General features: G+C 46.2%; 21 protein-coding genes and 3 pseudogenes. 18 read left to right on the top strand and 6 right to left on the bottom strand.

The features are described 5' to 3' along the window. On the bottom strand, positions 1 to 566 hold a 566-nt coding region (locus KZ793_RS07370), incomplete at its 3' end, for a Tm-1-like ATP-binding domain-containing protein (protein WP_225814768.1). A gap of 139 nt (positions 567 to 705) precedes the next feature. On the opposite strand from KZ793_RS07370, the gene KZ793_RS07365 reads away from it, so the two are divergent. Then, complete coding sequence (locus KZ793_RS07365) at positions 706 to 1,326, top strand: TetR/AcrR family transcriptional regulator (RefSeq protein WP_225814767.1); 621 nt, start codon at positions 706 to 708, stop codon at positions 1,324 to 1,326. A gap of 121 nt (positions 1,327 to 1,447) precedes the next feature. Here the strand turns inward: KZ793_RS07365 and KZ793_RS07360 are convergent. Continuing rightward, positions 1,448 to 1,672: pseudogene (locus KZ793_RS07360) on the bottom strand (GNAT family N-acetyltransferase); the annotation flags it as partial. Between the two features lie 65 nt (positions 1,673 to 1,737). Between KZ793_RS07360 and KZ793_RS22840 the strand changes: the two are divergent. The 14 genes and pseudogenes from KZ793_RS22840 to ssb form a co-directional block, all read left to right on the top strand. Then, a pseudogene (locus KZ793_RS22840) lies at positions 1,738 to 1,851 on the top strand (hypothetical protein); the annotation flags it as partial. A gap of 334 nt (positions 1,852 to 2,185) precedes the next feature. Beyond that, a complete protein-coding gene (locus KZ793_RS07350) occupies positions 2,186 to 2,344 on the top strand; it encodes a site-specific integrase (protein WP_225814766.1) in 159 nt (52 codons plus the stop codon). A gap of 9 nt (positions 2,345 to 2,353) precedes the next feature. Beyond that, positions 2,354 to 2,524, top strand: coding sequence for a hypothetical protein (locus KZ793_RS07345; protein ID WP_225814765.1), 171 nt, complete (start codon positions 2,354 to 2,356; stop codon positions 2,522 to 2,524). Between the two features lie 380 nt (positions 2,525 to 2,904). After that, on the top strand, positions 2,905 to 3,789 hold the full coding sequence (locus KZ793_RS07340; RefSeq protein WP_049584446.1) for a ParA family protein: 885 nt from the start codon (positions 2,905 to 2,907) through the stop codon (positions 3,787 to 3,789). Beyond that, a complete protein-coding gene (gene dnaB-PI, locus KZ793_RS07335; protein WP_225814764.1) occupies positions 3,782 to 5,161 on the top strand; it encodes an SPI-7-type island replicative DNA helicase in 1,380 nt (459 codons plus the stop codon). The genes KZ793_RS07340 and dnaB-PI overlap by 8 nt, the downstream gene beginning before the upstream one ends. Next, complete coding sequence (locus tag KZ793_RS07330; RefSeq protein WP_225814763.1) at positions 5,158 to 6,879, top strand: ParB family protein; 1,722 nt, start codon at positions 5,158 to 5,160, stop codon at positions 6,877 to 6,879. Before dnaB-PI ends, KZ793_RS07330 begins: the two co-directional genes overlap by 4 nt. Continuing rightward, on the top strand, positions 6,872 to 7,120 hold the full coding sequence (locus KZ793_RS07325; protein WP_225814762.1) for a TraR/DksA C4-type zinc finger protein: 249 nt from the start codon (positions 6,872 to 6,874) through the stop codon (positions 7,118 to 7,120). Before KZ793_RS07330 ends, KZ793_RS07325 begins: the two co-directional genes overlap by 8 nt. A 66-nt stretch (positions 7,121 to 7,186) precedes the next feature. Then, positions 7,187 to 7,777 carry a DUF2857 domain-containing protein gene (locus KZ793_RS07320; RefSeq protein WP_088374638.1) on the top strand — a complete coding sequence of 197 codons (591 nt, stop codon included), beginning with the start codon at positions 7,187 to 7,189 and terminating at the stop codon, positions 7,775 to 7,777. Then, positions 7,774 to 8,037, top strand: a complete 264-nt coding sequence (locus KZ793_RS07315; RefSeq protein WP_049584442.1) for a ParE family toxin-like protein — start codon at positions 7,774 to 7,776, stop codon at positions 8,035 to 8,037. The genes KZ793_RS07320 and KZ793_RS07315 overlap by 4 nt, the downstream gene beginning before the upstream one ends. Then, the gene (locus KZ793_RS07310) at positions 8,006 to 9,289 is read left to right on the top strand and encodes an STY4528 family pathogenicity island replication protein (protein ID WP_225814761.1); all 1,284 of its coding nucleotides are present in this window, start codon (positions 8,006 to 8,008) and stop codon (positions 9,287 to 9,289) included. Before KZ793_RS07315 ends, KZ793_RS07310 begins: the two co-directional genes overlap by 32 nt. Positions 9,290 to 9,558: 269 nt before the next feature. Further along, positions 9,559 to 10,257, top strand: coding sequence for a PFL_4669 family integrating conjugative element protein (locus tag KZ793_RS07305; RefSeq protein WP_088374636.1), 699 nt, complete (start codon positions 9,559 to 9,561; stop codon positions 10,255 to 10,257). 3 nt (positions 10,258 to 10,260) lie between these two features. After that, positions 10,261 to 12,291, top strand: coding sequence for a DNA topoisomerase III (locus KZ793_RS07300; RefSeq protein ID WP_225814760.1), 2,031 nt, complete (start codon positions 10,261 to 10,263; stop codon positions 12,289 to 12,291). Positions 12,292 to 12,751: 460 nt separating this feature from the next. Beyond that, positions 12,752 to 13,213: an STY4534 family ICE replication protein gene (locus KZ793_RS07295; protein WP_049584440.1), complete on the top strand. Its 462-nt coding sequence runs from the start codon at positions 12,752 to 12,754 to the stop codon at positions 13,211 to 13,213. A 73-nt stretch (positions 13,214 to 13,286) separates the two neighbouring features. After that, a complete protein-coding gene (gene ssb / locus KZ793_RS07290) occupies positions 13,287 to 13,751 on the top strand; it encodes a single-stranded DNA-binding protein (RefSeq protein WP_225814759.1) in 465 nt (154 codons plus the stop codon). Between the two features lie 527 nt (positions 13,752 to 14,278). Here ssb and KZ793_RS07285 read toward each other — a convergent pair. The 4 genes and pseudogenes from KZ793_RS07285 to KZ793_RS07270 all read right to left on the bottom strand — a co-directional run. After that, positions 14,279 to 14,457: pseudogene (locus tag KZ793_RS07285) on the bottom strand (integrase core domain-containing protein); the annotation flags it as partial. A 17-nt stretch (positions 14,458 to 14,474) separates the two neighbouring features. Then, complete coding sequence (locus KZ793_RS07280) at positions 14,475 to 15,143, bottom strand: PP2C family protein-serine/threonine phosphatase (protein ID WP_225814758.1); 669 nt, start codon at positions 15,141 to 15,143, stop codon at positions 14,475 to 14,477. Further along, a complete protein-coding gene (locus tag KZ793_RS07275; RefSeq protein WP_225814757.1) occupies positions 15,130 to 16,017 on the bottom strand; it encodes a nucleotidyl transferase AbiEii/AbiGii toxin family protein in 888 nt (295 codons plus the stop codon). Before KZ793_RS07275 ends, KZ793_RS07280 begins: the two co-directional genes overlap by 14 nt. Positions 16,018 to 16,029: 12 nt before the next feature. After that, on the bottom strand, positions 16,030 to 16,923 hold the full coding sequence (locus tag KZ793_RS07270; RefSeq protein WP_225814756.1) for a type IV toxin-antitoxin system AbiEi family antitoxin domain-containing protein: 894 nt from the start codon (positions 16,921 to 16,923) through the stop codon (positions 16,030 to 16,032). A gap of 891 nt (positions 16,924 to 17,814) precedes the next feature. Here KZ793_RS07270 and pilL2 point away from each other — a divergent pair. From pilL2 to pilN, 3 genes are read left to right on the top strand one after another with little or no spacing between them, the layout of a single operon-like run. Further along, positions 17,815 to 18,834: a PFGI-1 class ICE element type IV pilus protein PilL2 gene (gene pilL2 / locus KZ793_RS07265; protein ID WP_225814755.1), complete on the top strand. Its 1,020-nt coding sequence runs from the start codon at positions 17,815 to 17,817 to the stop codon at positions 18,832 to 18,834. Between the two features lie 6 nt (positions 18,835 to 18,840). Further along, positions 18,841 to 19,275 carry a type IV pilus biogenesis protein PilM gene (gene pilM / locus KZ793_RS07260; protein ID WP_225814754.1) on the top strand — a complete coding sequence of 145 codons (435 nt, stop codon included), beginning with the start codon at positions 18,841 to 18,843 and terminating at the stop codon, positions 19,273 to 19,275. Positions 19,276 to 19,293: 18 nt separating this feature from the next. After that, on the top strand, positions 19,294 to 20,994 hold the full coding sequence (pilN, locus tag KZ793_RS07255) for a PilN family type IVB pilus formation outer membrane protein (RefSeq protein ID WP_397443584.1): 1,701 nt from the start codon (positions 19,294 to 19,296) through the stop codon (positions 20,992 to 20,994). The last annotated feature ends 15 nt before the right edge of the window (positions 20,995 to 21,009 follow it).

Raw genomic sequence — 21,009 nt, 5'->3', positions numbered from 1 at the left:
AAAGCGGGTTTATGAATATCAGTCAATGGCGTAAAGTAATTGACAGAGCCCGCCATCATGTTTGCAGCATTAGACAAGACTGAACGAGAAATACGGTTTAGTCCGTTGAGATCGGTTACCGTATAAAGCATGGCAATATCGCTGTCCCTAACGTAGGCTGAGACATTCCCTGACGCCATAGTTGATACCATGATTTTAGGCAAACCGATCGGCAGGCTTTGCATAGCCGGAGTAATCAGCTCTGTTCCGCCTGAGCCGCCAATACCAATTACCCCCGCAATATCGTCGATTGAACTGGTCAGGAAATTAGTGAGGGCGACAGACATCGCTGTTATCGCTTTATTCTGTACGCCACAAAAAACGGAGTCAGCGCCAGCGGGATGATACTCAGCCACCTGAATTGAATGAATATCTATCTTTTTATTCTGATGATTTTTCCTGGGAGTTGATGTAGACACATCAATGATGATTGAATCAACTCCTGCGAGGTGTAAACAACATTTCAGCCAGGCCAGCTCGTCCAGTTTGGTGTCTGCTGTGCCAACGATAACCACAAATCGTGTCATAGTGTTCACTCCATGTGGCATACCCATTCAAAGACAAATGTAAACCTATTGTAATATTTTACAACATGCAAGTTACTTTTTATCATTGATGATATTTTTTATTGTGAATGCTATACGGTTAAAATTTTAAGGGGGTTAAATGATCCTGTTTGATGAAGAAAAGCTGTCACCCGTCCGGCGTCGTACCCTGGAACGTATCACTCATTCAGCGCTGAAGTTATATCGTGAAAAAAAATTTCCTTCTCCTGAAGAGATTGCTCATGAAGCGGAATATGCGAAGGTCACGTTGCGCAGCTACTTTTCAACCCACAGTGATTTTGTCGAATATGTTGTAAAACAAGTCATTGGGTCATTCGTTATCCCCCCTATGGGTAATGATGCAGAGGAAAATATTGAGAAATTATTAAGATGGGGCTATGAAGAAATAGAAGCCAATGAGGCGCTGATGAGGGATGCTTTACGCATTTCTCAGTTACGCTGGCAGGAATCTTTATCCGGTGAAGGTAACCCCGAACGACCCGTTTTGAAGAAAAAAAGTAACCGTAAAGAGACACTTTCTACGGCGTTAGCGCCTCTAAAAGGTCAGCTTAAAGATGACACAATACATAAGATTATTATGTTGATTTCCGTTTTATATGGAACAGAGGCGATGATTATTCTGAAAGATACTTTTGGTTTAGAAAATGAAGAAATCATCAACTTAACGAGTTGGGCTGCAAAGTTGATTATTCGGCAGGCCATTAATGAGGAGTTAAAATAATCAGCAGATCATCTTTTAACACAAAGGGTAAAGAACCGGGCACAAGGCCCGGTAAATTCATTGCCGTTCAACAGAGATGCCCGGAGGCCATTGTAACTTCGGGGATATTTGATTTATTCATTCAGAGTTTCCCTGCTATCATCAGCGCTGCATGGATTGTTTTAAACGGTAGCAACAGTGATAAAGGAGCATCCAATAATGGAACAGCACCATATCCCGCATACCAGTGAGCGACACGCTCATTTTTAGCATCAATCAGCAAAGCAATCCCACCTATCTGAGCTGCAACTAACAGGCTGCGTCGCCCAGCTGCAAGTAGTAACTGCCCACCAAGTCCTTGTCCCTGTTCTTATTCTCATAGCTAGATATGAGAATATAACAAACAGTACACTTTCAAAGTGTACATATTGAGTGTCAAATACGAACGTTTTTAGTACAACTGCGACGGCTATTGATTTTTCTGTGAAATCAAAGAGGATTATTGTGGACAGACTAGGAGTACATCCTTCAGAAATTTGGCCCAGTCGATATGTCTCTTTATATTTTTTTCGGGAGGATTTGCTCAGACTACCCGTTTTTCCGCGGGTTTGGGGTGCTGTATCCATCAGACTTTCCTCAGCCCCGCCCCCAATTCTCGCCCCCGGCCTGGGGTTGACCGTCAGCTCCTGTTCCGCCTTCATCCCGAATGGACTCAAACTGTCCGGGCAGGTAAATCGCTGGAGTGCCGGATTGTAGGCACGGTAGCCATTACCTAGGTGGTATTGATCCAGCGTGCCGTTCCCGTAGTAGTAGCGTGTGGTGGTATCTCCCACCGTCTGTCCGGACAGCTGGTTGCCTGCATCATACTGGTAGCGGGTGAGTGTATCCGACCTGGTACTGGCTGACGGTATTGGATACGTTGCGTTATACCGGGATGCGGCAAAATCAGTTGTTACATATCCGGCTGGGGGATATTGACCTGACAGAACGCCGGATTATTCTTTGCTCCGAGGGGAGTAAGAACAATTATGAACACTAGGTGCCGGTGGTGAAATGGTTGTATCCGCGACTGGAGATTTTGTTGGAACGTGTGCAAGCCGCTGGGGCAAAACTGAGTGATCCCCTGTTCTGTGTGAACTATTTTACCGCCAAAACAGACAGAGGAAATGAAACTGATCAATTAGGAAAGCTGAATAACCGATATACAACATCGTGTTAATTAATTCGTTGATTTTGGTTTGGATGGCTTGACAGTTGCAATAGAACTTGTAAATATTGCGCTCGAACGAAAAAAGGACATCTGATCTCTCAGATATCCTGAATCTAGAACCCCTTTAATTAACATCGAAATATTGCATGATTGAATAATACTATGCGATGCACTTTTAGGTTCCGATATCGAACGCTCGCTGAGTTTTCTCATCTCTCAACCAACGCACTTTGAATTGGTGCCCGGAGGCGGAATCGAACCACCGACACGAGGATTTTCAATCCTCTTGCTGAGATGTTAGTGTTTTGTAATCAATGCGAGAATTTTGTAATTAAGATACTGGGTTAGTACTTTTCATATTTCGAATTACTTAAATTCGAGTGTGTAAAATGAAGATACTTCCCGTAATTTCTCCTAAAGGTGGCGAGGGTAAATCCACACATGCTGCCAACCTAGCCGGTTTTCTTGCTGATGCCGGATTCAAAACTCTCCTTCTTGACGCTGATTATTCTCAACCCACTTCAAGCAGTATTTTTGCACTTGAGTACGAAGCCCCAGCGGGTTTGTATGAGCTTCTTATGCAGACTGTTGACCTGGGTCAGAAAGACCAGATTATTTCACGTTCGGTGATAAATAATTTGGATGTCATTATTTCCAATGATCCTGATGAACTCCTGCCTACGGCCATGCTTCATGCTCCTGATGGGCGTTTGCGTCTGAGGAATATATTGCAGCACCCTCTGTTCAGCCAGTATGACGCTATCATCATTGATTCAAAGGGAGCTACTGGTGTGATGGCGGAGCTGGTTGTGCTGACCGCTACTGAATTTGTGTTAGGTGTGATTAAGCCCATTCTGCCAGATGTACGTGAATTTCTGCGGGGATCGTTGCGGATGTTGACGCGACTGCAACCGTTTGAGAATTACGGTATTCGATTACCTTTAATTCAGATACTGGCTAACGGCATTGAGGGGACTAATCTTGACCGCGATACGTTGAATGAACTGGCCCATATTATCGAGCATAAGCGTTACGATACGACCTCGCTTGATGGGCGAATAGTGTATCGACTGCTGAAAACCCGCATTGATCTGCTTGATATTTATAAGCTGGGTCACGTACGAGCCCAGCCCGTTCACCGTCTTGAATACAAAACTACCCGTAAAAGTCCTGCTGCTGCGCAAACGATGCATTGTCTGGCTTGTGAATTGTTCCCTGAATGGCATGAACAGTTTGATGCGTTGATTGCGAATAAGGGGGCAAAGAATGCGTGACCCTTTCTCTTTACCGGATAGCATTGAGCAACCGTATTCTTGTGATGCCGAGCAAGCTGTTCTCGGTGGACTGATGCTGGACAATGATCGATGGGATGAAATCATACCGCTGATACATGCTGATGATTTTTTCCTGCCTGCTCACCGACGGATTTATGGCGCCGTTGCAACCATGTTTGCGGCCAATTTGCCTGTTGACGTACTAACGTTGTCTGAAATTTTAGAGCAAAAGGAGCAATTAAAACAGGTTGGAGGATTTGCTTATTTAGCCGAACTCGGCAAAAACACACCGAGTGCGGCAAATATTGTTGCCTATGCGGAAATTGTTCAGGCAAAAAGTCGCTTGCGTCAATTGATAACGCTGGGAAATGAGATGAGTACTCAGGCTAGTCATCCCCGTGCTGAGTTTACTGACATTACTGAAATGGCTGAACAGCGTTTATATACGCTGTCTGAGCAGAGAGCTGAACATCAAGATATTAGCTTGAAAGAAGGGCTGGGTTTGCTGATTGAAAAATTAGAGCAAGCCAATGGCGGTAATGGGGTAACGGGTACTCCGACAGGATTTAGTGAACTGGATACCAAAACCTGTGGTCTTCAGCCGGGTGATCTTATCCTGCTGGCTGGTCGGCCTTCTATGGGGAAAACCGCACTGGCACTGGCTTTCTGTCTGGGCGCACTGGAGAGTGCCTCTGATGCTGTTGTTCAGATTTTTAGTCTGGAAATGCCGATGGATCAATTACTGATGCGTATGGTGTCCATGTTGGAACGTGTTCCGCTTGAACGTCTGCGCAGTGGATTAATGGATGATGAAGACTGGGCACGGCTCAGCAGAGCAATGGAGACGCTAATTCAATGGGAAAATAGGCTGATAATTGATGACAGCAGTTATCAGATCCCGGCTTTATTACGCGCCCGTGCCCGCCGGAATGTGCGCAAATACGGTCGACCTTCATTGATTATGGTGGATTATCTGCAACTTATCCGAAGCCCGGAGCAGGAAAACCGAACGCAGGAAATTGCAGAAATTTCCCGTAGCTTGAAAGCGCTGGGTAAAGAATTGGGTTGCCCAGTACTTGCGCTTTCACAACTTAATCGTCAACTAGAGCAACGTGCAGATAAACGCCCTAATAACGGGGACTTACGGGAATCAGGAGCGCTAGAGCAAGATGCTGATCTGATCTTGTTTGTTTACCGGGATGAAGTATATGACGCCAATACATCGGATATTGGGGTAGCAGAAATCATTATTGGTAAACATCGCCAGGGATCGATTGGAACAGTCAAGATCCAGTTTGATGGCGCCTGTACCCGGTTTAGTGATCTTACTGAGAAGTATTATGATCTTGGTGCTGAAAGGGGAAATATATGAGTAAGTATAAAACCTCGCTAAGTGACGCAATACTTCAACGTGGCAAAACACCACAATCACTCACGGGTACTGTTGTTTTGCCTATAGCAGAAATGCCAATGGTATTAACGTTGGATGAGTTACAGCCAAACCCGGATAACCCTCGCCTCAGTCGTAATCCCCGTTTCGACGATATTAAGGCTTCTGTTCGTGCCAGAGGACTGGATTCTGTACCGAAAGTGACGCGAGATCCAGAAGAGAGTGGAAATGTTTACATTTTCAGTGATGGAGGTAATACCCGTTACCAAATCCTATGTGAATTATGGAAAGAAACGGGTGAGGAACGTTTTTTCCGAATCCCTTGTTTGTTTAAACCCTGGCCAGGTCGGTTGCAGTGCGTCATCGGGCATTTGGCAGAAAATGATGTTCGGGGGGATTTAACGTTTATAGAGAAAGCCCTCGGTGTTTGTAAAGCAAGTTCTATGCATGAGAAATGTCTGGGAAGACCTATCTCGCAACGAGAATTAACAGACTTACTAAAGCAAGAAGGGTTTCCAATATCACAAACCAGCATCAGTCAGATGCATAACACGGTGCAATATTTATATCCTCATATGCCCAATTTGTTGATATCTGGTATGGGGCGTCCGCAAGCAGTAAACATATTGTCTTTACGCATTGATGCTCAAAAAACCTGGAATAGTTTTTCTTCAGAGGCATCGTGTGAGAAGGACTTCGATTCGGTTTTTGGTGAGGTGTGTCAGCGCTTTGATAATCCTGAGGTCTATTCTTTTGACATGTTACGGGATGAACTGATTGGGGAATTAATAAAAGCTTTGCCACATCCTGCCCTTAATTATGATCGTTGGTTATTGGAACTCGATCCGAAAGAACGAAACCGTCGTCAGTTATTTGGTGAGCCCCCTCCTATTGCTGAACATTTGCGCGATGCGGATATACAAGCCGCTGAAGTGTCTGAAAAGTCGGTACCGCCTGTGACTAAAAGCGCTGCTTGTGTTTCGGCAGGGGAGTCTGAGTCGCATGGGGAGGTTATCGAATGTCTGGAAGATAAAAAGACAGAGGAATGTGAAGCTTGTCCGCCCAAAGTTGAAGTTCAACCTGATGTATATGAAACTCGGCCAACTTTATCCAGTGAGTTATCGACAATACAGGATAAGGAAGATATTGCGCCTTTAATGTCAGTACCGTCATCGCAGATAGTTCCCTCTACGTTAAGTGGATTTAATAACGGCCTTTCAACACCACTACAGACTTCATTATTAACAGAGCCTGCGCCATCTGATGGATTGAGTTTTGCACAGACTGGTCTGGAGCCGGTCAGTGATATCTGGTCTATCTCACCGGTACGAGATGATATTGAGCATTTACAAGATATGGCGTTTCGTTTGGCATTCGAGTTAGCCGAAGAAATGGGGGGAGCGGATGAACTTGAGGAAGCTAAAGATACGGCCTGTGAAGTGGGTTATCGATTAGCTGATTCCCATACGGCATCACGTTTTGTACAGGTTCTGTTGTCGTTAACGGGGGATAGTGACAATAACGGTGAATCAGATATAGACATGTTGGGAACCTGGTTTATAGGGTCTGACAAGGATGCGCCAGTATTGTCTGATGTGGCGGTAGTGAAATTTATGCGTCTTATTCGGGTGCTGCGCCGGTTACGTGAACTGCAACGCGAGTTGTCAATCGTTTCAACGGAGGGAGATTGCAATGTCTGATGATATTGATGACACAACGGCTCAGGCTGTTACCGCGATGTGGCTGGAGGAACGGATAGCGGCTGTCCGGCGGGAGATGCATACCGGTAGGGTATCACTGAAATATTGTGAAGGATGTGGTAATCGGATTGACGAGCAACGTCGACAGATTTTGTCGGGGGTACGGCTGTGTGTTGGGTGTCAGGAAGTTGCTGAGCATTGGGAACAGGTCAGATGTGTTATCAGAGGCCGTCGTGGTTAGTAAGTTCAGATCTTATGTGTTCCAATTTTGTTCAGACGTATCGTATTGCATTGAGAGAGGTGCCTTATGAGTCAGATATCCCAGGTAGCCAACGCCTTGTTGACACAACTGGTCATGGAGCTGAAGTCGGGTTATCTCCGTCGCTGTGAAGCACTGGGTTTGATGGACGAAGAAATGCGGATGCTACACAGCCTGACTGTGGAAGACTTGCATTATCTGATGAATAGTCCGGTGTCAGTCCTTACGCTTCGTATCCATCATGAAAATTTTGCGTTAATGCTGCAACAAGCCCGGCGTGAACAAAAACGTCTGCAACGTCTTGATCAGGCTCTGATGTTGGGGGGCTCAATTGAATTGATGCAACACTACTTTGGGTTGACTTCTGTTGAGGTGAGTTCCCGTCGTCGTATGTTAGGCATTGAAGCTCGCCAGGGGCGATGTCTTATGCTGGCAGATAAAGAAAGTGCTGAGGTTTGGCGCCTGTGGAAAACGCATGTCACTGATCTGGATAGTGCAGATGGGCTGGATGTGATGATGCAGGCTGCTGAACAGCTGGCTGTGTCACTGACGGCAGTCTGGAATGCTGTACGTGGTTGGATTGAAGATGAAAAGAACACGGTGAAACCTGAGGTTGGCCAGGGACGGCAAGACCGGTGAAAAAGACAGAGATCACTCAGGGTTTGTTGGCCCCCTGTTCTGTACCGCTTGTCTATAGAAGGAAAGCGGTAGAACAATTGAAACGTTATCGGCAGGGTAGCAAAAATTACACTCGGATCAGAGCGAAAGGCAAAGGTAAGGTTTCTTATCGTTGCTTAAAAATCGATATTGGCATGTTTTGGCGGTTGTTGAGTCGTAACGGAGGACGAGATTGGGAAATGATGACACATGAGCGGTACAACAATGAAATCTGGAAATAACGCACGGAAAGCCCCTTTGTCCTCTGATAGCCTCATTGCTTTCACGCTAGAACAAATGAACGCACGACTGGCAGCGCAAAGCGGGGACGATGAGAAAAAACAGTTGCGCAGTGGATTGTTGTATCTGGGGAATGTGCATGATGCTATTCCCCGTCAGTTAATCCTGGATACCCGATTGTCTCCACTCGATAAGATGGCCTGGATAATGATACGCCTGTATGCACAACAAAATGCAGGGGCAGTCTTTCCTACCTATGATGAACTGCAACTGCAATTGGCTTCTCCGCACAGTGGTAAGGCGTCACGGGAAACCGTCAGCCGAGTATTACTGATGTTGCGAATAACCGGCTGGCTGAGTTTGTGCAAACGAGTCAGGGATGATAAGGGGCGTGTGAAAGGAAACATCTATGCTCAGCATGATGAACCCCTGATGTTTCATGATGCTGAAGCGCTTGATCCCAACTGGCTGGACACGGTGGGGGAGGCGTGTCGTCACAAAAACCGGGTGATTAGCCAGACTGCCTGGTCAGTATTGATGGAAGTTAAAGATGATCCGATGATGCGCCATCGCCGCTCCCGCATTGCTTTACTGGAAAATCGGTTAGGTCAGGTACAAACGCCGCAACAAATGGCGGCGTTGCAAGCAATAAGTCAGCCAGGTTCGGTAACCGAACTTAATCCAAAAGGTCAGCACAGACTGAGTTCGGAAACCGAATTCAATACAAAAACAGGGGACAGTAATCCGAATTCGGCAACCGAACTCAGTCTAAAATCAACGGGTTATGACAGAGTTCGGCAATCGAACGGTTACGTACGTCATTTCACACACAGTGTGAATAAAAATACGTACGTAGCAACATCGGATGCTGATAACCCGATTGCTGAGCATTTGTTGCCTGTAGCGTTAAGAAATCAGCTCTCTGATGACGACACCAGAATGCTGACGGAACAACTCCAGGCACTTCCGCCTGATCAGAGGCATTTGGTGTTGGATAGTCTGCGAGCTCCATTGGAAAGCGGTTCGTTAAAAAACCCGGTGGGGTACTTGTTGATACTGATGAAGCGTGCCAGGCAGGGGGAGTTACGCGATCCTGGCATAGCGAACAAAGTGGAAAATCTTGGTGCAAAGCAAACTATACCTGCCCGCCGCCAGAAAGAAATTTTTTCTGCGCCAGAGGAGCGAAGAAAGGCCACTCCTGCTGTGATGAGAAACGTGATTGCTGAAATTCGGCAGAATTTGATGAAAAGATAAATAGGGTCACTTTGGATGAGTCTTAAAGGGGTTATAGCGTCAGGCGTTCCGAAGCATATGGGTATTTTTAAATGTCATCAAATAGATAAAAACAGTGATTAGAGTCTAATCATGGTTCGAGAAACATACAGTGATTAGAGTCTAATCATTAGGGTTATGGGATGCTAATCAGGTTTTTGGGGTGAGGAAAAAAGAGTTTTGAATTGTGGTAACAGCCTGATAACGCAACTATCTCAGTGAGATCCTTAATGTCACAGAGAGAATGTACCATGACTGAAACTAAAGATACGCATGCTGTTCGCTCAGGCGCACTGCATTCCTCACTTACCATTGAGTTGCATACTCATTACGCTATCAGCCTGTGGAATGGTCGCCGGAATGAAAGCAGCAAAAAGAATAAACCGGTGATTATTAGCATGCCGCGATTTTTCTTACTAGCCGGTCGGATTAGCCATGATTCCCTGATAGATAATCCGTATGCCGATATGGCGATGTTGGCACTGGAAACTAAGCTCGCCTCTGCTCATGACCAGATGCAGGCGGCGTTAGCGGAACTGGAGGCTACACTCTCGGGGGTACCTGCTCAGATCCATTTATCTGATATTGCCTCTATCGCCCCGCTCAATATTGGTGTCTACAGTCGCACTCCTTTGGGTTACCGCTGTGTCTGGCTATTAGTGGGTTACGATCAACTGGTGATGAAAGCCTTGCAGGCGCACCATTATGCGCTGATTTCCCGTCAGCAATGTGACGGATTTTTAAAAAAAGGGGGACACTGGGTACGCCAAATCTACGGTGCTGTTCAGCCGTATCGTAGCTTTGCTGTTACTCGTGACGATATCCTTTCCCAAACCTCTGCTGGCAGGGAAGCTATTACCCGTTTGGGGCTACCGGATGAGGGTGTTATGCGGGGTGAAAAACGTTCTGTTTTTTCTCCTGCATTAAAAAGTACGGTAAAGCAGAAATAAGCGATGAAACTGTTTCTGTGTGAAAAACCGTCTCAGGGGCGGGATATTGCGGCGGTATTAGGTGCAACAAAGCGTGGGCAGGGGTATTTAACTGGGCCGGGGGTGACGGTGACTTGGGCAGTTGGGCATTTATTGGAAACTGCCAGTCCAGAAGTTTACGGTGAACAATATGGTGCTCCCTGGCGGGCATCGGTATTGCCGATATTGCCGACGTCCTGGCAAATGGTGGTCAAAAAGGAGACGGCTGACCAGTTTGCTGTTATCAATTGTCTGTTGAAACAAGCGGATGAAGTGGTGATTGCCACTGATGCTGATAGAGAGGGGGAAGTGATTGCCCGAGAGTTACTGGATTATTGCCAGTTTCAGGGACAGATATCTCGCTTATGGCTGTCTGCTCTGGATGAGGTGAGTATTCGTGCGGCACTTGCTAATATTTTGCCCGGTGAACGAACGGCATCGTTGTATTTGGCGGGACTGGGACGAGCCAGAGCAGATTGGCTTATCGGTATGAATCTTACTCGACTCTATACCGTGAAAGCCCGTGAAGGCGGATATAGTGACATTTTGTCTATTGGACGTGTCCAGACACCAACTTTGGCACTGGTTGTCTTTCGAGATCAGGAGATTATCGCTTTTACGGCTAAGCCTTATTGGCAGGTGGTGGCTGACCTTCAGTGTGACGGACGAATTTTCCGGGCGGATTGGGTGCCCGCTGCGACCTATTGTGATGAAGAAAAACGTTGTATTCATCAGCATGTAGCGCAGGCAGTAGTTCAGTTATGTCAACAAGCTGGTGTAGCTACGGTATTGGAAATCAATACTAAACGGGAAAAGCATGCGGCTCCGTTGGTATTTGATCTTGGTAGTTTGCAACAGTTGTGCTCGAAGAAATGGGGCATGGGGGCTCAGCAGGTACTGAATATTGCCCAGAATTTGTATGAGACGCATAAAGCTACGACCTATCCTCGTACAGATTGTGGTTATCTGCCTACGGCCATGCAGGCAGAAATCCCTCAAGTATTGGATGCTGTGGTTAAAAGTGATCCTGCTATGAGGATGGTGGTAGATAGTCTGGACAGGACGTTGATTTCGCGTATCTGGAATGACAAAAAAATCACGGCGCACCACGGTATCATTCCGACAAAACAGCCCTGTGATATGAATAAGATGACTGATGATGAGCGTAAAGTGTATCAGCTGATACGTCAGCATTATTTGGTACAGTTCCTTCCTCTGCATGAAATGGATATAACCGAAGCGACTTTCGACATTGGTGGCCAATTGTTTCGTACCCGGGGAAATGTAGTGATTGTTCCTGGCTGGAAGGTCTTGTTTTCAACGGGTAAAGATGAATCAGCATCCATCGGAAAAGACGATTCTTTAGGAGAAAGTTTGCCGTCAATGGTTAAAGGCGGCCAATGTCAGGTTAATGAGGCTACTTTACGAATGTTGCAAACTCAGCCTCCCGCTCACTTCACGGAGGGCACATTGATTGCGGCGATGAAAAATGCCGCTGCTTTTGTCAGTGACCCACAACTTAAAAAGGTATTGAAGGAAAATGCGGGGTTGGGAACTGAGGCTACTCGGGCAGGGGTACTGGATACGTTGTTTAAACGGGGTTATCTGACGAAAAAGGGCAAGTATATCCACGCTACACAGATTGCCAGAGAGTTGATAGCTGCGTTGCCAACAGCGTTGACCAATCCTGGATTGACGGCATTATGGGAACAGGCTTTGGATGATATTGCTCAGGGGCAGGCAACGCTGTCGGATTTTATGAACCGTCAGGTCCAATGGACCCAATATTTAGTAGAGCAGGTTCAGGCGCAGAAGGTTGTTATCACGCCGCCGCTCTCATTGCCTTGTCCGGTGTGTGGAGGAGTGACGCGTCAACGTCAGGGAAAAAACGGTATTTTCTGGGGGTGTATAAAATACCCGGAATGTAACGGGATAGTGAGTACTGCCGATGGAGAAAGAAAAACCAGGACTACCAGGCGTAAGAAAGTGTTGAAGAAACCAGCAATGACAAGGTGAGTCCATTTTTATGCATTTGGACTGGAGATTTGGTGAGTGTTGTCTTCGGACCGCGTTTTTTTATTATATTCGCAAAATTATTTTCACCGTTGACGGTGTGGTCATCTGATTTAAGAATAAGCCGGTTAATGTGTTGTTTTTTAGCAACCGCCAATGTTCTCGTAGTCTGAGAGGAACGCTTTCGGGTGACTGCTCTTAATGTCAGAAAGGTCTGAGACTGACGCTTTCGAGTGACCTGTTTTAAATGCCACAGTAACCTGAAAAGTGGCGCCTTTGGGTGGTACACCCGTTTATCCTTTGAAAACGGGTATCATAGATAATGGTTATCTGTGATGAAGGTACATTTTAACTTCCAGACAGCCAATGCCTGATTCTGGCTTCCGGCGGGAAATATCATTTCCCGTCAGGGGGTGATGTGTTCTCCGTCGTTTCTTTTTTTACTCTATGGAGATAACACATCATGTCGACAACTCATGCCACGGAAAACAAATTCTTCAACCTGAATATCAATGGATTAGGGTATCTCAGTAATGTCCGCAAGGTGAATGGTCAGAATGGCAGTTTTTTCAGCGCGGTCATCAATGCATTGAGTGGGCCAACAGAAAATCCGTCTTATGTTCGCTTTGATGTCACGGTTGCCGGTAAGGAAAACAGTGATTTAATCAGCCGCTGCCATAAAGCGGTTGATGAGGACAAAAAAGTCTTACTGGGTTTCACATTAGGTCAGCCATCTACCGGGATTTTTACGTTGAATAAGGGTGAGCATGCCGGTGAACAGCGTGTCAGTTTGAGAGCGCGGTTGATTAAAATTGACTGGATCAAAATCGGGCAGGAGATGGTTTATAAAGCTGAAAAACCTGAATCCGTGCCGCCTGTACAGAATAAGTCTTCGCAAAAGCATTATGCAGAGAATTCATTTTGACTGCCCCTGAAGTCTCTCCGGAGTGCATTTTTTCGGGGAATTTTTTTCATCTACATTTTGAAAGGGAAGTTACATGGCTTCACGCGGCGTGAATAAAGTGATACTTATTGGGCGTTTGGGACAAGAACCTGAAGTGCGCTATCGGTCAGAGGGTGATGCAGTGGCGGTATTGTCACTGGCAACATCGGAAACCTGGCGGGACAGACAAACGGGTGAGCAGAAAGAGCGTACCGAATGGCATCGGGTGGTCATTTTCGGCAAACTGGCCGAAATTGCTGGTGAATATTTGAAAAAAGGCAGCCAGGTATATATTGAAGGTCAGTTGCGTACTCGTAGATGGTTTGACAAGGCGAGTGGGCAAGATCGGTATAGCACGGAGGTCGTGATCAATCAGCAGGGTACGATGCAGATGTTAGGGGGGCGTAGTCAAAGTGAGCCTTCCCGGTCAAGTGGCCGGGGACAATCGCAACCCTCTTCGTCAGCACCGACCCGAGGAAGTGAACCACCAATCGATTTTGACGAGTTGATCCCTTTTTAGAGTTCACCTAAGAGTTAAAAGGTAAGTTTTTTTCTGTAATGCCCCGATTATACGGGGCTTTTTTGTTTTTTATAGTTGTGTAAAAAGTAAAAGTATCTTGCAGGCGAAAGTCCTGCCGTAGTAATTGGTATGTTTGATTGTGTGGCTATGGCGTACGTATGGAGGGTGACTGAAGCACGGGAGCAACGTTGGATAAATGTGTCCCTAGACCTAGACAGTGGGAGCATGCAAGTATGCAGCAAGTGAACCTGAACGAGTTTCGTAAATTTCAGCCACACAGTGATACTGGGAAAGTGTGGTGTAGGGTGGTTCCGTCGAGTCTGTAGAACGGGGGCGAAGATCAGCGAATTATGACGGATTAACAACCAAATGAAGTCATGGCAGGGATCTGGGGTATTGAGGATGGGATGCATATATAGCACTGAATGGAACGAACGAGACCTCTACCTGTCATGGTCTAACCTATCGCGTAATCAACGATATAAGGTAACCGCTGAAATTCTGAGAGATGCAGGATAGAGGAGTCAGAGATCTTTCAATATCATTGAATTAAGACATTCGTCACGAAAATGGCTATTAAAACTCTCAATAAATTTGTTTTGTGTGAGCTTACCCAGCTGAGTGATTCTCAGTTCAACACTGTTATGATAAGCCCATTGTTCGGGTGTACGGCAAGGTAAAATCAGGCCCCTTGGTCGGTCCTTATCACAACCGATACGGGTGTCACAGATCTCGGAGCAGGACTACGGAGACATTATCTTCAGGTACTGTCTTTTTGTTTATCATCCCACTGAACGCGTTGTGGAGAGAGGCTTCGGTCTGTATTTCGTGGATAAACCTATCATCGAAATGGGACCAGAAGCCATCAGTACACATAATGATGGCATCATGATATGTGCGTTCCCGTTCTGACCAGGTGAGTGTATGTTTGCTGTCAGCACCGGCAAACTGAGTGAGCTGGTTACGCAGCGGGTGGTCACGAAGTTTTTCTGCTGGGCAGTTTCCTCGGTCAATACAGCGCTGGGCCAGTGAATGGTCGGTGGTTCTGAAGCTGTGTGAGGGCCAGTAAATCCGTGTATCACCCAGAGTGGCATAGCGGTATTTTTCTTGATCAGACACGATAACCGCAATACTAGCCTTTCCCGGATAACAGTCATTACAGCTCAGGATCCGGAGGACTTCTCCGCACAGCTCGTTGCAGCAACTTCCGGTATTTTCCAGTGCATAAAGTTGTTCACCCAGCCAGTCAACATAATGCGGACTGGCATGGCAGTGGCTGAATCCATCTGCCATCACGGAGACCGAACATACACCAGTGTTGATAAAGAAAAATCTATCCAGCTGCTCGTTTCGTTGCCCCTGATGACACAGATACAGGCTATTTTGCAACATTCTGCCAACCTGTTACTAAGTCCCAAGGCAGGGATTTATAGAAATCCACAATACGTGTATAGGCGGTATCAAAGTCCATAAGTTCCCCTTCGACCTCGTCTTTCAGGAGTTTATATTCCCGTGAGGATCGTTCACGTATATCCACTCTGCCCAGGGTTTCGGGGTTGACCATTCCGTCTTCCAAGCGACCGGTGGATTTTTCTAGTAGTGTGGTCAGTATAGCCAATTTGTCCTTGTTTTCAGGTTGGATGCTGTCTAAAAGCAGATTGAGGTCGTAGATGTCCTGACGACGTGAACGGTTACGGACAATCTGCTGGATCACTGAACGAATTTTCTCGGCCACAAGATCCGTGAAGCTGTAAGCTTGGATATCGTTGTCATCTGTTAGGGTGATGTGATCAACATTCAGGCTGTGTTCATTCAGACTGTAATCAATCTTGACGGTATGGGGAGATTGTCCCTGTCGCAGACGTCTCATTTCACCGTCATTGTTGTTCCTGGCATATCCTATTTTCAGTCTGAAGGACGGAAAGGTTGCCTCTTCGGTATTCCTTGGCTGAATGGAAAGACTTTGAACGGCACAGGTCACTTGATAAGGCAATTCTGCGGAAGAAATGGCTAGGGCATCGTCGAGCTCTTCATGGAAAGTCTGCTGATCTATATCGGCAAGTCGCATATTCGTTGAGAAATCAATATCTTCAGTAAATCTTGAACTCTGATATCTCAGGCCAAGCAGGATCCCGCCTTTCATTATCATTTTTGGTTTCAGGTATTCATTGGAGGCAATGGCCTGTAGAACTATATGTACGGCCTGGCGGAAGGTGATGCGGTCCTGTGGCGCATCGGCGATCCAGTCTTCTATAGAGTATTCCATATAGAGTATTTATCAGTTGTTGATGGATATACACCATACTTCGGAGTATGTCTTTTTGTAAGGGTTTGATGCTATTAATTTACGGCTTCCTCCACGCTGAACAGTCTTCTTCCATGTTTCAATCGTGCGGTGGGTTAGTCCACAGACTTCTTCCAGAAGGTAACCTACCCTGGCTTTATCTATACCTTTTCCATTTTTATCAACTGTTTTGACGATTACAGGCAGGTATTCACCAGCATATTCACGGAACACATCCTGTACATGCGAGAAACCGCCACACAGATCCGGCTCCCTGAGCATATCCAGAAAGGTTTCACCTATGTTACTTACCCGAATCCCACCGGAGTCATGGAGTTCCTGCTTTTTTCTGTAGTTTCTATGGGTATGGAAAATCAGCTCCTTGCCATCGATTTTTTCGTATGGAGTGAACCCGCGGATCATCAGAGGTTGCATGTTGCTTATAGCGGGGAAATCCTTCAGTAAATGTTCCTGATAAAGGCTCCGGGCAGTATTAAGAGGTGCTTGGATCAGGTGCACAACATGTGGAATACGATCGGTGATGCCATGCCATTCCATTGCGGACAGGTAGGCAAGATGGGAGTAAGGTGTGAGACAGCAGGCAATCTGCTGAGCACTCGCTTGGTTTTTGTTACTGATTTGCCAGATAAAACTAGGAATAATGGGTGACAGAATTCCCTGATTAACCATGTCTTCCAGAGCATCATCCATGATTCGTTTGTCCGGTTCAGTTGCTTGGATTTTGCCAATGCGGATACCATCAAACATCCTGTCACGGTAGAGCATGTAGATATACATATTGAGTTCATGAAGAGCAATTATCGGTTTAGGATGATAGTTAAGAATTATGAGCCTTAGTGCATCTCGCAGTGAAGTTGTTTTCTTCATATTTAATATGATACCTGTCAATGTGTAAGTCCTAAGGACTTATACATTGAAAGATGTTTAATGTCAAGTTTTAAGACTTCGAAATGAGACTGTAACTGCATGAATTAAAGGGAAACAAAAAAACAGCTTGACAACATGTTACTATTACAACAACAATGTCCTAAGGACATTGTTGTTGTAATAGCTGATAGGAGTTGTACGTTGTCAGTCAGCTAAAGTGGTTTATTGTGGTTACTATAGCGCTCTTGCAACAACCAAGAGCTGAAATGGTTTTGATATTACTGTTTCGGCAGGAAAAAATGACCATTAAAAAATCATTACACCGGTGGAATTTATCCAACTTTACCAGAAAGACGAAGTTCTCTGATTGAGCTTGGTATTAAATTTGGGGAAGGGGCCAATTTACTCGCACTGGAATAATTTTCAGGGAATGGTGTCATCTATTATCATGATGTTGGGGGCAGTTTATTCACTATTGTTGGTTACTGACCATCAACCCATCAACCAGAATTTGTAAGTTTTGTTTAGAAAATTCACTTTAAATTGACAAAATAATTTACGTTTCAAGATCTTTCATTAACCTAATGAAAATATTAGTATTTTTTGATTTTAGATATCCATTAGTATTCATAGCCGTTCTGAATGGACTGAAAAACTGTTTGATATCTGGTAGGTGCAAGTCCCACTTCTGCAATCAGTTAGTTGGTAGAGTAGCGATGGTGTACATGTTGATGGTGACTGAAGATAAACTGAGATAGGAATTGTTTGATTCGGTGCACTGACTTCGATTGGTGCGTTTTTTTTGATTTTGTAAAAAGAGTTCTGCATTGAGCACAGTCCCGGATCCCCGCACAGTAAGTCGCATTTAGGATCACTTGCATGGGAATGCTCATGAAAAACCCTGCTTTTTTCTCACTTAGTTGGTTGCCCGTCATGGTGCTGGCTGGGTGTACCGGACAAGCTCAGGAGACTACCGCGTCAGGTGTAAGTTTTCACCATTCTCATCAAGCACGTCCCGCTGTATCCGATATCTATCCTCTGACACCGGAAGTTACACGCTATGATCGCTATACCTTAGTGAGTGTAGGCAGCCAGGCTGCGCAACGTGAACCACTAAATCAGATCATCAATATCACCATGCCAGTACCGTTGGTACAACGTATCGGTGATGGATTGCGCTATCTGCTATTTGGAACCGGTTATTCGCTGTGTGATACCACCGCAGCCCATTTCGTTAAATTGATAGGCCGGCCATTACCTGCTATTCAACGAAAAATTGGGCCGATACGACTCAGTGAAGCGTTACAGATTGTTGCCGGGTCTGCATGGCGTATCCGGGTAGATGAGGTGAATCGTGAAGTGTGTTTTATTTTACGTGATGAATATCGTCAATTTTCCGAGACAACTGTTGGCCGGATGGCACCGCCAAAAATGCGGGTACCGGCACTTACATTGTCCAACAGCACATTAGCTACTCCGTTACCGGAGAAGCCAGCGATAACTGGAAGACCAAAAACAGATACTCCTAAAATTCCTGTGACAGGAGGGAAACCTACTGCTATTTCTTCTGTACTACCCACTCAGCCCGTTAAATCCCTACTCAGTGGTAGTACACCAGTGACAACGGTATCGGTAGGAAACATTTGGCGTGCGGAAACAGGGACCACTTTGCGTGGAACTTTGGAACGGTGGGCCAACGAGACTGATTGTCCGACAGGGGGACATTGGGTAGTGGTGTGGTCGTCACTGACGGATTACCGCATTGATGCACCGCTGACGTTCAAAGGCAACTTTGAGTCCTTGTTGGTACAAGTGTTTGATCTTTACCGACAGGCTGAGAAGCCGTTGTTTGCTGAAGTCAGCCGCTTTCAGTGCCTGATTTCAGTCAGTGATAAACCGGTGGCACGGTAAGCCTCGATGGGGTACGTCATTAGTGCATTTGCTTTGGTTTTTCTGTTGATTGCAGGTGGTGTACAGATGAGGCAGGCAGAACAATTGCTCGTCAATCTTGACAACGCAAGGGCTCGAATACTGGCAGACCAAATGTTGCTATTAGCCAGTGCCATTAATCACTGGCGTGGCGGCTCATCTAAAAATGACATGGTGGATCTTCGTAAGCTCATTCTGCCTTTTCAGCCTGATGCCCGTATCCGGCATGTTATTAGTCAAGGCCGGCTCTGGGTGTGGATGCCGGAAATACCCGGTCTTGTAACTGCTCTGCGCGAACGCACTAAGGGGTCAATGTTGATTGGTGAAGTCCGGCAGGGACGGTTGTATGGCTTATCTGGTCGAGAGATAGGACTCACTCTTCCTGACGGGATTAGCGATGGTGATGTGGTGTATTTCAACTGAAAAGACGGACAGGATTTGATGAAAAATAAACTGTATTCACTCAGGCTTTGTACTTGCCTTGTTCCACTTGCGGCGGTAACAGGAATGGCGCTGATGTCCGGTTGTACCTTGCAGGCAGTGGATAATATGGCGCGTGAGACCAGTATGCAAAGTCGGGTAGCACAACAGCATTTGCATCAACAGCATAGCCTGAAACAGCCAGTAGTAACTTGGGTAGATAAACCCTGGGTGAATTTGAAACCGGTAGTTCAGCCTGTCGCATCGGTAAAGTTACCGTCCTGTCAGATAACGATTAACAGTAAAGTCGGGCTGACATTACCGGAACTGGGACAACGCATTATCCAACTTTGTGGTATTCGGGTCATGGTCGCGCCCGATGTTTTAGCACGAGTATCAACCACTGCCGGTGGGTTGACGCGCCAGATGAATAGGGCATTACCGACAGCTGATGATAAGGGACGTATGCCATTGGATTGGCTGGATGATCGCGATATACACTCAATTGATGCTGATGAGCGTCGAGAGCCAGAAGTACTCACGGGTCTCAATTGGCAAGGGGAGCTAACGGGGCTTTTAGACAATATTGCCAGCCGGTTAGGGATTGCATGGAAGATAGATAACAGGGCAGTCGTGTTTTATCGGTTTGAAACCCGGACATTTCAGTTGAATGTTCTCAACACCCGTACCAGTAGTAATGCCAGTGTTGCCTCAGGTTCAACCAGCAGTATGGGGACATCAGGGGGCAGTGGTAATGCCAACAACTCTGTTTCTGGGGATGCCAGTTCTTCACAGAAAACGACGGTTGATCTGAACAGTGATTTATATGAAGACATCCGTAAGACGGTAGAGAATATGCTGACGCCTGAGCGTGGTCGTTTTTGGTTGTCAAGCTCCAGTGGAACGCTGATGGTAACAGACACACCGGCGGTGCTCGATTCGGTATCCCGTTATGTGGAAGAGCAAAATACTGTTCTCAACCGTCAGGTTTTGTTGAATGTTCAGGTGCTGAGTGTCAGCACTACCCGTAAAGAGCAAATGGGGCTGGACTGGGGATTGGTTTATAACTCATTGAATAGTCTGGGGGCTACGCTGTCTGGCAGTTTCGGTGGTATGGGCAGTGGGGCAACCTCTGCGGGGGTCAGTATTTTGGAAAGTGCAACAGGGAAGGCGGCAAAACTCTCGGGTTCCAGCCTGCTGATAAAGGCGTTGAGCGAGCAAGGTAATGTCAGTGTGGTGACCTCTCAAGGAAGTGCGACCACTAATTTGACCCCGATTCCGATACAGATGGCTGATCAAACGGTGTATGTGGCTCAAAGCAGTACAACGACTGCCGCAGATGTGGGCGCGACCACAGCTCTGACGCCTGGGATGATTACTACCGGGTTTAATATGACCTTATTGCCGTTGATACAGCGTAATGGTGATGTTCAGTTACAAGTGGCTTTTAACCTGTCTGATCCGCCGACTATCCGTTCATTCACATCTAAAGAAGGCAATTCTTATATCGAAATGCCGTATACCCGGCTACGTTCACTGAGCCAGAAAGTGAATCTACGGGCTGGACAGGCTCTGGTACTCACCGGATTTGAACAGGCTGATACACGGGCCACTAAGGCGGGCACCTTTACACCGGGTAATTTCCTGCTTGGGGGAGGACAGTCCGGAGAGAATAAGCGCAGCACGTTGGTGATTTTGATCACCCCCGTATTACTGGATTGAGGAATGAAAGGATGC

The sequence above is a fragment of the Photorhabdus antumapuensis genome (genome assembly GCF_020387775.1).
In the GTDB taxonomy this organism is placed as follows: domain Bacteria; phylum Pseudomonadota; class Gammaproteobacteria; order Enterobacterales; family Enterobacteriaceae; genus Photorhabdus; species Photorhabdus antumapuensis.
This window is presented reverse-complemented; position numbering and strand designations above follow the sequence as displayed.